At 66.1% G+C, this 13,694-nt stretch carries 12 protein-coding genes; 5 read left to right on the forward strand and 7 right to left on the reverse strand.

Going from position 1 to position 13,694, the window contains the following annotated elements:
• Positions 1-43: 43 nt before the first annotated feature.
• Complete coding sequence (locus OX89_RS01050; protein ID WP_369799230.1) at positions 44-1,441, forward strand: peptidylprolyl isomerase; 1,398 nt, start codon at positions 44-46, stop codon at positions 1,439-1,441.
• Entirely contained in the window at positions 1,438-2,199 is a 762-nt protein-coding gene (gene rsmA, locus OX89_RS01055) for a 16S rRNA (adenine(1518)-N(6)/adenine(1519)-N(6))-dimethyltransferase RsmA (protein ID WP_047349233.1), read from the forward strand. Before OX89_RS01050 ends, rsmA begins: the two co-directional genes overlap by 4 nt.
• A gap of 294 nt (positions 2,200-2,493) precedes the next feature.
• Here rsmA and OX89_RS01060 read toward each other — a convergent pair whose 3' ends face one another.
• The 6 genes from OX89_RS01060 to OX89_RS01085 form a co-directional block, all read right to left on the reverse strand.
• Positions 2,494-2,919, reverse strand: a complete 426-nt coding sequence (locus tag OX89_RS01060) for a barstar family protein (protein WP_011807186.1) — start codon at positions 2,917-2,919, stop codon at positions 2,494-2,496.
• A 140-nt stretch (positions 2,920-3,059) separates the two neighbouring features.
• Positions 3,060-3,464 carry a ribonuclease domain-containing protein gene (locus tag OX89_RS01065; protein ID WP_011807185.1) on the reverse strand — a complete coding sequence of 135 codons (405 nt, stop codon included), beginning with the start codon at positions 3,462-3,464 and terminating at the stop codon, positions 3,060-3,062.
• Between the two features lie 154 nt (positions 3,465-3,618).
• Positions 3,619-5,931 (reverse strand): NADP-dependent malic enzyme, encoded by a 2,313-nt coding sequence (locus OX89_RS01070; RefSeq protein ID WP_047349234.1) that lies wholly within the window; start codon positions 5,929-5,931, stop codon positions 3,619-3,621.
• 255 nt (positions 5,932-6,186) lie between these two features.
• A complete protein-coding gene (locus OX89_RS01075; RefSeq protein WP_047349235.1) occupies positions 6,187-7,272 on the reverse strand; it encodes a sensor domain-containing diguanylate cyclase in 1,086 nt (361 codons plus the stop codon).
• Between the two features lie 138 nt (positions 7,273-7,410).
• Positions 7,411-8,928: a CoA-acylating methylmalonate-semialdehyde dehydrogenase gene (locus OX89_RS01080; RefSeq protein WP_047349236.1), complete on the reverse strand. Its 1,518-nt coding sequence runs from the start codon at positions 8,926-8,928 to the stop codon at positions 7,411-7,413.
• A 67-nt stretch (positions 8,929-8,995) separates the two neighbouring features.
• Positions 8,996-10,354, reverse strand: a complete 1,359-nt coding sequence (locus OX89_RS01085) for an aspartate aminotransferase family protein (protein WP_047349237.1) — start codon at positions 10,352-10,354, stop codon at positions 8,996-8,998.
• Positions 10,355-10,440: 86 nt separating this feature from the next.
• Between OX89_RS01085 and OX89_RS01090 the strand changes: the two genes are divergently transcribed.
• A complete protein-coding gene (locus OX89_RS01090) occupies positions 10,441-11,379 on the forward strand; it encodes a LysR family transcriptional regulator (RefSeq protein ID WP_047349238.1) in 939 nt (312 codons plus the stop codon).
• A 54-nt stretch (positions 11,380-11,433) separates the two neighbouring features.
• A complete protein-coding gene (locus OX89_RS01095) occupies positions 11,434-11,739 on the forward strand; it encodes a flagellar basal body protein (protein ID WP_011807180.1) in 306 nt (101 codons plus the stop codon).
• A gap of 438 nt (positions 11,740-12,177) precedes the next feature.
• Here the strand turns inward: OX89_RS01095 and OX89_RS01100 are convergent, their stop codons facing one another.
• Positions 12,178-12,444 carry a DUF2061 domain-containing protein gene (locus tag OX89_RS01100; protein ID WP_011807179.1) on the reverse strand — a complete coding sequence of 89 codons (267 nt, stop codon included), beginning with the start codon at positions 12,442-12,444 and terminating at the stop codon, positions 12,178-12,180.
• A 159-nt stretch (positions 12,445-12,603) separates the two neighbouring features.
• Between OX89_RS01100 and OX89_RS01105 the strand changes: the two genes are divergently transcribed.
• Positions 12,604-13,665 (forward strand): SPFH domain-containing protein, encoded by a 1,062-nt coding sequence (locus OX89_RS01105; RefSeq protein ID WP_047349239.1) that lies wholly within the window; start codon positions 12,604-12,606, stop codon positions 13,663-13,665.
• The last annotated feature ends 29 nt before the right edge of the window (positions 13,666-13,694 follow it).

Consider the following 13,694-nt stretch of genomic DNA (forward strand, 5'->3'; position numbering starts at 1 on the left):
CTTGGGCGACGCGCCGCCTTGCACCATGAATTTGCACCACGCCATGAAACACCGTGCCTTGACCCTGGGCCTGGTCTGCCTGACCGCCGTCGCACCGCTGGTGCCCATGAGCGCCCATGCGCAGGGGCTGCGCCCATCGGCCTCCGGCCAGCCGCGGCTGCCCTCCGCAGCGACGCTGCTGCCGCCGGCCGGTGCGACGGCCTCCAATGCGCCGCGGCAGGCGGATTACATCGTCGCCGTGGTCAATTCCGAGCCCATCACCAACAACGAGGTGCGCCAGCGCACCGAGCGCGTGGTGCAGCAGATCGCCAGCCAGGGCGGCCAGGTTCCGCCGCAGGAGCTGCTGGCCAAGGAGGTGCTGGAGCGCCTGATCCTGGAGAAGATCCAGGTGCAGCAGGCCAAGGAGACCGGCATCAAGGTGGACGACTATGCCGTCAACCAGGCCGAGCAGTCGGTGGCGCGGCAGAACAGCATCAGCGTGGACGAAATGCACCGGCGCCTGGCCGCCGATGGCATCAGCAAGGAGCGCTTTCGCGAAGAACTGCGCAACCAGCTGCTGGCGCTGCGCCTGCGTGAGCGCGACGTGGAGTCGCGCGTGCGTGTGAGCGACCTGGAGGTGGACCAGTACCTGCATGACCAGCGGCAGGCCGCCGGCCCGGGCAAGCTGGAACTCAACCTGGGTCACATCCTGGTGAAAGTGCCCGAGAACGCCGGCCCGGACGAGGTGGCCCAGCGCTCGGCGCGCGCGCAGGAGGCGCTGGCCAAGGTGCAGGCGGGTGGCGACTTTGGCGCCGTGGCGCGCGAGTATTCCGATGCGCCCGAAGGCGCCAACGGCGGACTGCTGGGCCTGCGCCCGGCCGACCGCTATCCCGAGTTGTTCGTGAACGCCACGCAGCAAGCCAGCGTGGGCAGCGTGGTCGGCCCGGTGCGCTCGCCCGCGGGCTTTCACATCCTGAAGGTGGTGGACAAGACCCAGAGCGGCGTGCCCACCACGGCCGTGCAGAGCCACGCGCGCCACATTCTGCTGCGCACCAATGCCAACCTGTCGGAACGCCAGGCGGCCGAGCGGCTGGAGGATCTGCGCGATCGCATCGCGCGCGGCGGCGCCGACTTCGCGGCGCTGGCACGCGAGTATTCGCAGGACGGCAGCGCCAAGGACGGCGGCGACCTGGGTTGGGCATCGCCCGGGCGCTACGTGCCCGAATTCGAAGAGGCGCTCAATGCCCTGCGCCCTGGCGAGATCAGCCGTCCCGTGGTGTCGCGCTTTGGGGTGCACCTGATCCAGCTGCTGGAGCGCCGCGAGGCCAAGCTCACCCAGCGCGAGCAGCGTGACATGGTGCGCGACACCGTGCGCGAAAAGAAGCTCGACGAGGCCTTCGCCACCTGGATCCAGGAAGCCCGGGGTCGGGCCTACGTGGAATACCGCGACGCTCCGCAATGAAGCACATCCCGCGCAAGCGCTTCGGCCAGCACTTCCTGAGCGACCAGGGCATCATCGATGCGATCGTGCGCGCCATCGCGCCCGAGCCCGGGCAGCCCATGGTGGAGATCGGCCCGGGGCTGGCGGCGCTGACCCAGCCGCTGGTTGAACGCCTGGGCCGGCTCACAGTGGTCGAACTGGACCGCGACCTGGCCGCTCGGCTGCGCCAGCACGGGCAGCTCGATGTCATCGAGTCCGATGTGCTGAAAGTGGACTTTGCGCAGGTAGCGCAAGCGCTGAATGCTCCCAAGATAAGAGTGGTCGGCAACCTGCCCTACAACATCTCCACGCCCATCCTGTTCCATCTGCTGGCGCACGTGCGGGTCATTGCGGACCAGCATTTCATGCTGCAAAAGGAAGTCATCGACCGCATGGTGGCCGCGCCGGCGACCAGCGCCTATGGCCGGCTCTCGGTGATGCTGCAATGGCGCTACGCCATGGAGAACGTGCTGTTCGTGCCGCCCGAGAGCTTCGACCCGCCGCCGCGCGTGGACAGTGCGGTGGTGCGCATGGTGCCGCACGAAGCGCCCGAGGCGCTGTCGATGCCCGTGCTGGAGGAGTTGGTGCAGGTGGCCTTCAGCCAGCGGCGCAAGCTGTTGCGCCACACGCTGGGCCGCTGGCTCGAAGCGCGGCAGTTTGCCGGCACGTTCGACACCCAGCGCCGGGCCGAGGAGGTGCCGGTGAGCGAGTATGTCGCATTGGCGCAGGAATGCTCCTGAAATAGGAGCTGCTCGCGCTTATTGGTAGGGCGCTAGCGCCCGATTTGATTCAAAGCGCAAAACCGTGACCGGCCGGAGCAGGGCTGCGGCCGGTCATGCTTCATCACGCGGCCGTGAGCCAGTAGCCAGCGTTGAAGGGGCTGCTCATGCGCAGCGCCATGGGGGAGACGTCCACCAGCTTGTCGGTGGGCATCTTCTCGCCCACGGGATCGATCGCGATCTCTATGGCCTGGGAGGCAGCACTGCCGTGCTCCTCCTGCGCCCGTTCCGCCTGGCCGGCGGTTGCAGAACGGGCTACAGAAAAGAATAGAAGCAGCGGAACGGGATCTTGCGGTCGCCCCAGTAGTCGGCGGCATCGCGGAAGATGTCCAGCAGCTGCTCCCGGGCTTCCTTGTCGAACTTGGCCGTGATCGGGATCTGCTCCAGCACCACGATGAAGCCCGGCTGCGGGCCCGACTTGTGCAGCGGATCGGTCATGCAGTCGTACAGCGCGTCGAAGTTCTTGCCGAAGTGCGCCGGGAAGGTGAACTGCGTGGCGATCAGGTCCAGGATGTCCTGCTTGGACTGCGCATGTGCCAGGTTGGCATACAGGAAGTGGTGGCCCATGGCGCGCGCCGTGTCCTGCAGGTCGTGCACCCGGAAGGCACGGATCGACTGCACGATATTGGGGCGCACACCGCGCAGAAGCGTTTCCTGGTCTTTACGAAGTGGCGTTTCCATCTCCGTTGCTCTTTCTTTTAGAGGTCCACGAATAAGAAGTATCCGACAGCCTGGCGAAGGCGGCTAGCGGAAGAAAAACCGTTGGTGCAATGCATCAGGGGCCTTGCCAGGGGATTTGCCGCAAGGGGCATTCCTGGCGTTCATTCCCTGATTTCTCGAAAGCTCGCGTAATGGTCGCTGGTGAAATAGCAGGCGTCCGGTGTGCGGGGAGCGCCCCCGCACACGATGCGCCGCGCTCCCCGGTGGCGCACGCCGGGCGTGCGCACCGTGTATTCGCGGTAATAGCCGCGTTTCTTCAGGGGGAGCAGACGCTCGCGGTTGCCGAATACCGAACCATCCTTGTCGTACGGGAACGGCCCACCCTCATGGATCAGCGCATAGGTGGCCCGCCCCTGCGGGGGGAGCTCAGCCAGCGAGATGGGAGGATTGGCGGCAGTGTCAGGGAGCTGCCGCGCGGACACCACCACGGGCGCAAGCGTGACCGCAGCACCCAGAACGCACGCCCCCATTGCCTTGTACGCCCGGATGGCGACAGCCTGCAACATCCACTACACCTTTCAGAAACTACGGGTTAACCCGAAATTTCGACCCGCTAGTGTGACAAAAAGGCGCACATAAGGCAAGCGCCTGCCCAAAAAATGGGCAGGAACGAAGGGCAATTGTCAGCGCCCACTCGTAGAGCGGCGCTTGTCATGGCCGTTATCGGGCCGCGTTGGCATCCGCCACGGTGAGGGCGGTCATGTTGACGATGCGGCGCACCGTGGCGCTGGCGGTGAGAATGTGCACCGGCTCAGCCGCGCCCAGCAGCACCGGGCCAATGGCGATATTGCCGCCAGCGGCGGTCTTGAGCAGGTTGTAGGAGATGTTGGCCGCGTCGATGTTGGGCATGACCAGCAGGTTGGCGTCGCCCGCCAGCGTGCCATGGGGCATGAGGGCCGAGCGGGCCTTGCCGTCCAGCGCCACGTCGCCGTGCATTTCGCCGTCCACCTCCAGCCAGGGCGCCTGTACGCGCAGCAGGTCCAGCGTCTGGCGCATCTTCACCGCGCTGGGTTGGTTGCTGGACCCGAAGTTGGAGTGCGACAGCAACGCTGCCTTGGGCTTGATGCCGAAGCGCATCATCTCCTCGGCCGCCATGATGGTGATCTCGGCGAGCTGCTCGGCCGTGGGGTCGTAGTTCACATGGGTGTCCACCACGAACACCTGGCGATCGGGCAGCAGCAGGCCGTTCATGCAGGCGTAGGTGTTCACGCCGGCGCGCTTGCCGATCACCTGGTCGATGTACTGCAGATGGTGCGATGTGTGGCCCCAGGTGCCGCAGATCAGGCCGTCCACCTCGCCCTTGTGCAACAGCATCGAGCCGATCAGCGTCAGGCGCCGGCGCATCTCGATCTTGGCGATGGGCACCGTCACGCCCTTGCGCTCGGTCATGCGGTGGTAGGTCTGCCAGAAGTCGCGGTAGCGGTGGTCCTGCTCCACGTTGACCACGTCGTAGTCCTGGCCCTCTTTCAGGCGCAAGCCGAATTTCTCGATGCGCTGGGCGATGATGGCCGGGCGGCCGATGAGCGTGGGGCGCGCGATCTTCTCGTCCACCACGATCTGCGCGGCGCGCAGCACGCGCTCTTCCTCGCCCTCGGAGAAGGCCACGCGCTTCTTGGGAGCCACCTTGGCCGCCGTGAAGATCGGCTTCATCGTCGTGCCGGAGGCGTAGACGAAGGTCTGCAGATGGTCGCGGTAGGCGTCCATGTCGGCCACGGGGCGCTGGGCCACGCCGCTGTCGGCCGCGGCCTGCGCCACCGCCGGCGCGATCTTCATCATCAGGCGCGGGTCGAACGGCTTGGGAATCAGGTAGTCCGGGCCGAAGGCCAGCGGCTCGCCGACATAGGCGGCAGCCACCACTTCGCTCTGCTCGGCCTGGGCCAGCTCGGCGATGGCATGAACGGCGGCGATCTCCATCTCGGTGGTGATCGTCGTGGCGCCGCAGTCCAGCGCGCCGCGGAAGATGTACGGGAAGCACAGGACGTTGTTGACCTGGTTCGGATGGTCGGTGCGGCCGGTGGCGATGATGGCGTCGTCGCGGACCGCCTTCACGTCTTCGGGCGAGATCTCGGGGTTGGGGTTGGCCAGCGCGAAGATCAGCGGGCGCGCGTTCATCTTGCGGACCATGTCTTGCTTGAGCACGCCGCCGGCCGACAGGCCGAGGAACACGTCGGCACCTTCGATCACCTCCGCCAGCGTGCGGGCGGACGTCTTCTGGGCGTATTGCACCTTGTCCTCGTCCATGAGCTCGGTGCGTCCTTCGTAGACCACGCCGGCCAGGTCGGTCACCCAGATGTTTTCCCGTGGAATGCCCAGCTTGACCAGCAGGCCCAGGCAGGCCAACGCGGCCGCGCCGGCGCCCGAGGTCACGAGCTTGATCTTCTTGGGGTCCTTGCCGGCCACCTTCAGGCCGTTGAGGATGGCGGCGCCCACGACGATGGCCGTGCCGTGCTGATCGTCATGGAACACCGGAATGCTCATGCGCTCGCGCAGCTTGCGCTCGATGTAGAAGCAGTCCGGGGCCTTGATGTCTTCCAGGTTGATGCCGCCGAACGTGGGTTCCAGCGAGGCAATGATCTCGATGAGCTTGTCCGGGTCCTTCTCGTTGATCTCGATGTCGAACACATCGATGCCCGAGAACTTCTTGAACAGAACGCCCTTGCCTTCCATCACCGGCTTGCCGGCCAGCGGGCCGATATCGCCCAGGCCCAGCACGGCCGTGCCGTTGGTCACCACGCCGACCAGGTTGCCGCGGGCGGTGTAGCGAAAGGCAGCGGCGGGGTCCTTGACGATCTCTTCGCAGGGCGCGGCCACGCCGGGGGAATAGGCCAGTGCCAGGTCATGCTGATTGACCATCTGCTTGGTCGCAGCAATCGTGATCTTGCCGGGCTGGGGAAACTCGTGATATTCGAGTGCGGCACGACGCAGCAGGGCGCGCTTGTCGGACGTGGGGGGGGCCGCGGGGGTATCGGGCATTGAGGCGTCTCCAGCTCAAAAGTCAGGGGGCTGACGCCGCGCCCGAACCGCCGGGGCGGGTTGTCAGCTGATCGCGAGCCTGCCGCGATCGCCTGCCGGCCTTCAAGGGCTGCGAAGCAGGAAAGGAGCGCAAACAGGCTCTGAGGGACCGCGATTGTAGGGGAGGCTTGCGTGGAAACCCTGGTACGCAGACATGCGTATGTGGGTGAAACAGTTTTACCGCAGGTTGCGATCGGACCTTGTATGCCCGACGGCTCAGGCCATCAACGTGCTGTCCGCCGTTTGCTCGGTGGGAGGCCTGGCACTACTGGTCACGCGATTGCGGCCGGCCTGTTGGGCAGCGTACATCGCCTGGTCGGCGCAAGCGATGAGCGCCTGGGGCGTATCGCCTTGGTCCGGGAAGGCCGCCACGCCGCAGGACAGGGTGGCAGTCAATTCCGCGCTTGGAGCACGGATACGCAGCGCTTCGAAAGCCCGCCGCAGTTCCTGTGCGCGCTCGATCGCCACGGCCGGCGGGGTGTTGTCGAGCACCACCACGAACTCCTCGCCTCCCAGGCGGCAGGCTGCGTCCTCGGGGCGCACATGCTGCAGCAGCAACTGCGCCATTGCCTGCTGCACCAGGTCGCCGGTGCTATGGCCATGTGCATCGTTGATGCTCTTGAAATGGTCGATGTCGAGCAGCAACAGCGACAGCGGCTGTCCTTCGCTGCGGCAGCGTTCCAGCGTGGCCGCCAACACGGTGTCCAGTTGGCGGCGGTTGGACAGCCCGGTCAGTGGGTCGCGCAGGGCTTGTTCGCTCAACTGGACCTGCAGCGACTGGATTTCCTCGAACTGTTTGCGCAACTGCGCATGCACCCTGTGCTGGGCTATGGCGCGGTGATAGCCATCGCTGGCGAATGCGAACAGATACAGCCCCATGGCCGTTATGCAGAGCAGGGAGGTGCGCAGGTCCGTGTCGGGCTTCCACGTCAGCGGGGCCACTATCGTCGCCAGTGCAACGCCGGTTGCAATTCCCACAACGAGGCGAATACCCCCTCGGGCGCCGTGGAAGACCACGACGTTGATGCAGCCCGATGCGACCAGCATGAAGGTGATCCACAGCGGGAAGCCCAGGATGCCAGCCCACAGGCCAAACAGGACGACGTCGGTGTCCAGGTTCTGCATTTCTGCGCGCAGCGGGTCGACCGCGTGTCGTGCCCGCCAGTAGGCGGCCTGGGGAAAGACCAGGTAGTTCAAGGCCAGCAACACCCACGTCCATCCTGGCGCGTCGGTGACGAGCAGCTGCGAACCCAGCGCCAGAAAAAGCAACGGGTAGAAGATCGTGCGATCGCGCCGGTTCATGCGCACGGTCCAATGCACGCTGCTGCGGGAAGAGGGATCGGGGGGGCAGCTTCATGGGCAGACAAATTGTTGTGAACAACTGTAATAGCGATGCCGACGCCTGCCCAGCAGCCGCATTTCTCAACCCCCGCCGTGCCGTCAGCGGCTGCTCGGGAAGCTGAACACCGCCCCCTCGCGCACGCCCGCCGAGGGCCAGCGCTGGGTGATCGTCTTGCGCTTGGTGTAGAAGCGCACGGCATCCGGCCCATAGGCGTGCAGGTCGCCGAACAGGCTGCGCTTCCAGCCGCCGAACGAATGGTAGGCCACAGGCACGGGCAGGGGCACGTTCACGCCCACCATGCCGACCTGGATGTGGTCGGTGAAGTAGCGCGCGGCCTCGCCGTCGCGCGTGAAGATGCAGGTGCCGTTGCCGTATTCGTGGTCGTTGATGAGCTGCATGGCCTCTTGCAGCGTCTTCACGCGCACCACGCCGAGCACGGGACCGAAGATTTCTTCCTGGTAAATCTTCATGCCGGGCTTGACGTGGTCGAACAGGCATGCGCCCAGGAAGTAGCCTTCCTCATGGCCGGCCACCTGCACGCCCCGGCCATCGACCACCAGCGTGGCGCCCTCGGCCACGCCGCTGTCCACATAGGCCTTCACCTTCTCGAAGTGCTGCTTCGTCACCAGCGGGCCCATGTCGTTGCCGTTGTCGGTGCCCGGGCCCACCTTCATCTTGGCGATCTCGGCCTTCAGGCCCGCGATCACGGCATCGCCCACTGCGTCGCCCACGGCCACGAGCAGCGGGATGGCCATGCAGCGCTCGCCGCAGGAGCCATAGGCCGCGCCCATGAGCGCGCTGACGGCGTTGCCGACATCTGCGTCGGGCATGAGCACGGCGTGGTTCTTGGCGCCGCCCAGGGCCTGCACGCGCTTGCCGTGCTTGCAGCCTTCGGCGTAGATGTACTCGGCAATGGGGGTGGAGCCCACAAAGCTCACAGCCTTGACGCGCGGGTCCTGCAGCAGCGTGTCCACGGCCAGCTTGTCGCCGTTGACCACGTTGAGCACACCGGGCGGCAGGCCCGCTTCCAGCGCCAGTTGGGCGATGAACAGCGTGCTGCTGGGGTCACGCTCGGAAGGCTTGAGCACGAAGGTGTTGCCGCAGGCCACGGCCATGGGCCACATCCACAGCGGCACCATGGCCGGGAAGTTGAAGGGCGTTATGCCGGCCGTGACGCCCAGCGCCTGGAACTCGGACCACGAGTCGATGCCGGGGCCCACGTTGCGGCTGTGCTCGCCCTTGAGCAGTTCGGGCGCGTAGCTGGCGTATTCCACGTTCTCGATGCCGCGCTGCAGCTCGCCGTGGGCATCCGCCAGCACCTTGCCGTGCTCGGCGGTGATCATCGCGGCGATCTTGTCGGCGTTTTCTTCGAGCAGTACTTTCAGCTTGGCTAAAACGCGGGCGCGCTTCAGCGGCGGCGTGTTGCGCCAGGCGGGAAAGGCGGCCTCGGCCGAAGCAATGGCGGCTTCCACCGTGGCCTGGCTCGCCAGCGCCACGCTGGTGGTCGATTGGCCGGTGGCGGGATTGAACACGGGCTGCGTGCGCTCGGTGTCGGCAACAAGCTTGCCATCGATCAGGTGGCCGACGGTGGTGGTGACGTTCTTGTCGTGGTGCATGATGTTCTAAGCTAAAACGGGCTCTAGCGCTTATCCATCAAGCGCTAACAGCTATCAAAACAGGAGTTCAAGCGGTCTCGTGCAGGGCATCGCCCAGGGCGCTGACCAGGCGGTCGATCTCGGCCTGGGTGCTGATGAAGGGCGGCGCGAGCTGGATGGTGTCGCCACCGTAGCGCACATAGAAGCCCTTGTCCCAGCACTTCATGGCGATTTCGTAGGGGCGCTTGGCGGGCTCGCCGGGCAGGGCGCTGATGGTGATGCCGGCGGCCAGGCCATAGTTGCGGATGTCTGCCACGTGCTTGGCGCCTTTCAGGCCGTGCACGGCGTTCTCGAAGTAGGGAGCCAGCGCCTTCACGCGGCCGGGCATGTCTTCCTTCTGCAGGATGTCGAGCACCGCGTTGCCCGCCGCACAGGCCACGGGGTGGGCCGAGTAGGTGTAGCCGTGCGGGAATTCCAGCATGTACTCGGGGCCGCCCTGCGCCATGAAGGTGTCGTAGATCTCCTTGGTGGCGATCACGCCGCCCAGCGGCTGGGCGCCATTGGTGACCTGCTTGGCGAAGTTCAGGATGTCGGGCGTCACGCCAAAGGCCTCGGCCCCGGTCCAGGTGCCGCAGCGGCCAAAGCCGGTGATGACCTCGTCAAAAATCAGCAGGATGTTGTTCTGCGTGCAGATCTCGCGGATGCGCTCCAGGTAGCCCTTCGGGGGAATCACCACGCCGGCCGAGCCCGAGAAGGGCTCGACGATCACCGCAGCGATGTTGCTCGCGTCATGCAGCGCGATCACGTCGAGCAGCTTGTCAGCCAACGCGCGGCCGCCGTCTTCGGCCATGCCCTTCTGAAAGGTGCCGGCCGGCGGCTGGGTGTGGGGAATGTGGTCCGCCTCCACGCCCTGGCCGAACAGCTTGCGGTTGCCCACGATACCGCCGACCGAGATACCACCGTAGTTCACGCCGTGGTAGCCCTTCTCGCGGCCGATCAGGCGCGTCTTGGTGCCCTGGCCCTTGGCGCGCCAGTAGGCGCGCGCCATCTTCAGCGACGTGTCGGCCGACTCGGAGCCGGAGCCGGTGAAGAACACGTAGTCCAGCCCGGCGGGCGTCAGTTCCTTGAGCTTGTTGGCCAGCGCGAACGACGCGGGGTGGCCGAACTGGAAGGCCGGCGCGTAGTCCAGCGTGGCGGCGGCGCGGCCGATGGCCTGGGCCACCTCCGTGCGGCCGTGGCCCAGGCCCGAGCACCACAGGCCCGAGAGGCCGTCAAAAATCTTGCGCCCTTCGGCGTCGGTGTAGTAGGCGCCCTGGCCGCTCACGATCATGCGCGGCTGGGCCTTGAAGTTGCGGTTGCCGGTGAAGGGCATCCAGTGGGCTTCCAGCCAGGCGGCGTCGGTGCGTACGGCGGCTGCGGGGTTGGGGTCAATGACGGCGAAGCTCATGGCGATCTCCTGAAGGGAATGCGCGCATTGTTGGTCACGGTAATAATCCGTTGAAGCAACAAATATCCACATTCACTTAGCAATCCATGCAAGTAAAAAACGCCCGCCGTCCGCGCGCCGTGCTGGGGCAGCTGTCCGACATGGACCTGCGCCTGCTGCAGGTGTTCAAGGCCGTGGTCGAGTGCGGCGGCATGGCCGCGGCCGAGCTGGAGCTGAACATCGGCACCAGCACCGTGAGCCGCCATGTGAAGGACCTGGAGACGCGCCTGGGCCTGACGCTGTGCCGGCGCGGGCGCGCGGGCTTTGCGCTCACGCCCGAGGGGCAGCGGGTCTATGAGGAGACGCTGCGCCTGCTGGCCTCGGTGCGTGGCTTTCTGGGCAGCATCGACGACATCCACGACCGCATGGGCGGACAACTCGCCGTGGCGGTGTTCGACAAGACGGCGAGCAACCCGGCCGCGCGCATCGGCGACGCCATCGCCGCCTTCACGGCCCAAGCGCCCGACGTGCAGCTGCAGCTGCATGTGGGGTCGATCAACGCCATCGAGCGCGGCGTGATCGACGGCAGCTTCCAGGTGGGCATCATCCCCGCCCACCGCAGCTCGCAGAGCCTGGTCTATTCCGACCTGTTCGGCGAGACCATGCTGCTGTATTGCGGCGCGGGCCACCCGCTGTTCGGCGCACCCCACGACGATTTGGATTGGGACGCCGTGCGCCGCTACCCGTTCGCGGGGCTGGGCTACCACTCGCCCAACATGGAGCTGAGCCACGAGGCGCGCCTGACGCGCGCGGCCACGGGGTTTGACCAGGAGTCCATCGCCACGCTGGTGCTGTCGGGGCGCTTTCTGGGCTTTCTGCCCGACCACTATGCCGAGAGCTTCGAGCGCCAGGGCCGCATGCAGCCCGTGCGGCCCGCGCTGTTCCGCTACGACTGCCGCTTCGTCAGCCTGGTGCGCCGCTCACCCGCACCCAGCCGGGCCGCGCAACTGCTGCAGCGCTGCCTGCTGCAGGCGCATGGGGTCTGACGGCCCGCCCGGGTCGCTCAAGCGCCGGGCCGCGCTGCCGATAATGCAAGGCATATGACCACCCTTGCCGCCATCGCCCAATCCGGCCTGCAGGCCGCGCAGCTGCGCCTGGACAGCAGTGCCCACAACGTGGCCAACCTGAACACCCCGGGCTTTCGGCGCCAGACGGTGGACCAGCAGGCCGCACCGGCGCCGGGCGGCGTGCAGGCGCGCGTGGCAGCGCCTGCGGCCGCGCCCGGCGTGGCGCTGGAAGCGGAGGCCGTGGAGCAGATCAGTGCCACCTATGCCTTCCAGGCCAACCTGCTGGTGTTGCGCCGCGCCGACGAGATGGCGGGCGCGTTGCTGGACGTGCGGGCGTGACGCTGTCGGTTTAGGGCCTGTTCACACTATTTTTGCCAGTGCGAATGGCGTGAAAACCGCGCCAATCTAGGCGCGTGACGACGCCAAGGCCGGGGCCTTGGCTAGGAGGGCAACGACGAATGGCGCGGTTCTCACTCCGTTCCCTCCGGGTTGCGATCAAAAAGGGCCATTCGCGGCGTTGCCAAGCCTCGCTGGGGTAGCACCCCAGCTTCGTTTGGCGCCTTGCGCCTGGCCCTTTTTGATCGCAACGCATCTGGCAAAAATAGTGTGAACAGGCCCTAGATGAAAAGTGCCTCTGGCGCTTATCTGGCAAGCGCTAATAGCTACGTAAATAAGAGCAATCGCAACCCGCTAGCCCATCATGCGGCCCGGGCGAGGTGCGCGAGTTGCTGCGCCAGCCAGTCGGTAAACGACTCCGACCGCAGGTGGGCCGGGGTCTCAGGCGGCATGCGCATGGGCGGCCTCCGCAGGGGCGTGTGCCTGTGCCTCGCGGCGCTGGCGGGCGCGTTCCCAGGCTTTTTCATGGAAGAAGAAGGCCACGGCCTGCACCGTGGGCTCCAGCAGGCTGAGGGTGAGCGACGCAATCAGATTGCCCGTGACGGCATACGCCACCAGGGCGGCCACGCAGATGTGGATCACGTAATAGCTGCCGGTCTTGGCCAGCGTGGGCAGGTTGTGGCGGGCGGCAATGCGGATGCGGGACATGGTGTTCTCCTGTAGCGGTATGTGGAGAATGCTAGTCATTCGCATTTGGTATGGCCAATTGTTCCTGGCTAAGTTGCAGATAGAAACTGTCGAATCGCCGCGGATATGATGGCCGCTCTCTTTTTTCAACCTCTCAACCGACCCGAACGGGAGCACCGCATGGCCCTCATGGACTTCATCAAGAAGCAGTTCATCGACATCCTCCAGTGGACCGAGGACGGCGATGGCACGCTGGCCTGGCGCTTCCCGATGGAGGGGATGGAAATCCAGAACGGCGGCACGCTGGTGGTGCGCGAGTCGCAGATGGCGGTGTTCGTCAACGAAGGCCAGGTGGCCGACGTGTTCGGCCCCGGCACCTACAAGCTGACCACGCAGACGCTGCCGGTGCTGACCTACCTGAAGAACTGGGACAAGCTGTTCCAGTCGCCGTTCAAGAGCGACGTGTACTTCTTCAGCACGCGCCAGCAGGTGGACCAGAAGTGGGGCACGCCCCAGCCCATCACCATCCGCGACAAGGACTTCGGCGCGGTGCGCCTGCGCGCCTTCGGCAACTATGCGTACCGCATCGCGGACCCGAAGCTGTTCCACACCGAGATCTCGGGCACGCGCGAGTCCTACTCCTCGGCGGACCTGGAGGGCCAGCTGCGCGGCCTGGTGCTGCAGAACATCAGCAACGCCATCGCGGGCAGCGGCCTGCCGTTCCTCGACCTCGCGGCCAACCAGGTGATGTTTGCCGACGCGCTGGCGCACGAACTGCAGCCCGCGTTCGCCAAGATCGGCCTGAAGCTCGAATCGATGACGGTGCAGAACGTCTCGCTGCCCGAAGAGCTGCAGAAGATCCTCGACCAGAAGATCGGCATGGGCATGGTCGGCAACGACATGGGCAAGTTCATGCAGTACCAGACGGCGCAGGCCATCCCGAAGTTCGCCGAAGGCGCGGCGGGTGGTGGAAACGGTGGCGGCAGCGTGGCGGGCGACGCCATGGGCCTGGGCGCCGGCGTGGCGCTGGGCCAGGTGCTGGCGCAGAACCTGCAACAGGGCCTGCAGGGCGGCGCTGCGCCATCGGCCCCGCAGGCCGCGCCTGCCGCCGCGCCGGTGGGTGTGCGGCCCGAGGAAGTGATGGCCACGCTGGAGAAGCTGGGCGAGCTCAAGTCCAAGGGCATCCTCACGCAGGAGGAGTTCGACGCGAAGAAGGCGGAGCTGTTGAAGAAGCTCATCTGACGCGCGTACACTCTCTTTTTAGTAGCTGC

The sequence above is a fragment of the Diaphorobacter sp. J5-51 genome, assembly GCF_001023515.1.
GTDB lineage: Bacteria > Pseudomonadota > Gammaproteobacteria > Burkholderiales > Burkholderiaceae_C > Diaphorobacter > Diaphorobacter nitroreducens.

What these genes read in the sequence shown, in the direction of transcription:
- OX89_RS01050 (WP_369799230.1), top strand. Translation starts at nt 44, where the DNA reads ATGAAACACCGTGCCTTGACCCTGGGCCTGGTCTGCCTGACCGCCGTC.
- rsmA (WP_047349233.1), top strand. Translation starts at nt 1,438, where the DNA reads ATGAAGCACATCCCGCGCAAGCGCTTCGGCCAGCACTTCCTGAGCGAC.
- OX89_RS01060 (WP_011807186.1), bottom strand. Translation starts at nt 2,919, where the DNA reads ATGGAAACGCCACTTCGTAAAGACCAGGAAACGCTTCTGCGCGGTGTG.
- OX89_RS01065 (WP_011807185.1), bottom strand. Translation starts at nt 3,464, where the DNA reads ATGTTGCAGGCTGTCGCCATCCGGGCGTACAAGGCAATGGGGGCGTGC.
- OX89_RS01070 (WP_047349234.1), bottom strand. Translation starts at nt 5,931, where the DNA reads ATGCCCGATACCCCCGCGGCCCCCCCCACGTCCGACAAGCGCGCCCTG.
- OX89_RS01075 (WP_047349235.1), bottom strand. Translation starts at nt 7,272, where the DNA reads ATGAACCGGCGCGATCGCACGATCTTCTACCCGTTGCTTTTTCTGGCG.
- OX89_RS01080 (WP_047349236.1), bottom strand. Translation starts at nt 8,928, where the DNA reads ATGCACCACGACAAGAACGTCACCACCACCGTCGGCCACCTGATCGAT.
- OX89_RS01085 (WP_047349237.1), bottom strand. Translation starts at nt 10,354, where the DNA reads ATGAGCTTCGCCGTCATTGACCCCAACCCCGCAGCCGCCGTACGCACC.
- OX89_RS01090 (WP_047349238.1), top strand. Translation starts at nt 10,441, where the DNA reads ATGCAAGTAAAAAACGCCCGCCGTCCGCGCGCCGTGCTGGGGCAGCTG.
- OX89_RS01095 (WP_011807180.1), top strand. Translation starts at nt 11,434, where the DNA reads ATGACCACCCTTGCCGCCATCGCCCAATCCGGCCTGCAGGCCGCGCAG.
- OX89_RS01100 (WP_011807179.1), bottom strand. Translation starts at nt 12,444, where the DNA reads ATGTCCCGCATCCGCATTGCCGCCCGCCACAACCTGCCCACGCTGGCC.
- OX89_RS01105 (WP_047349239.1), top strand. Translation starts at nt 12,604, where the DNA reads ATGGCCCTCATGGACTTCATCAAGAAGCAGTTCATCGACATCCTCCAG.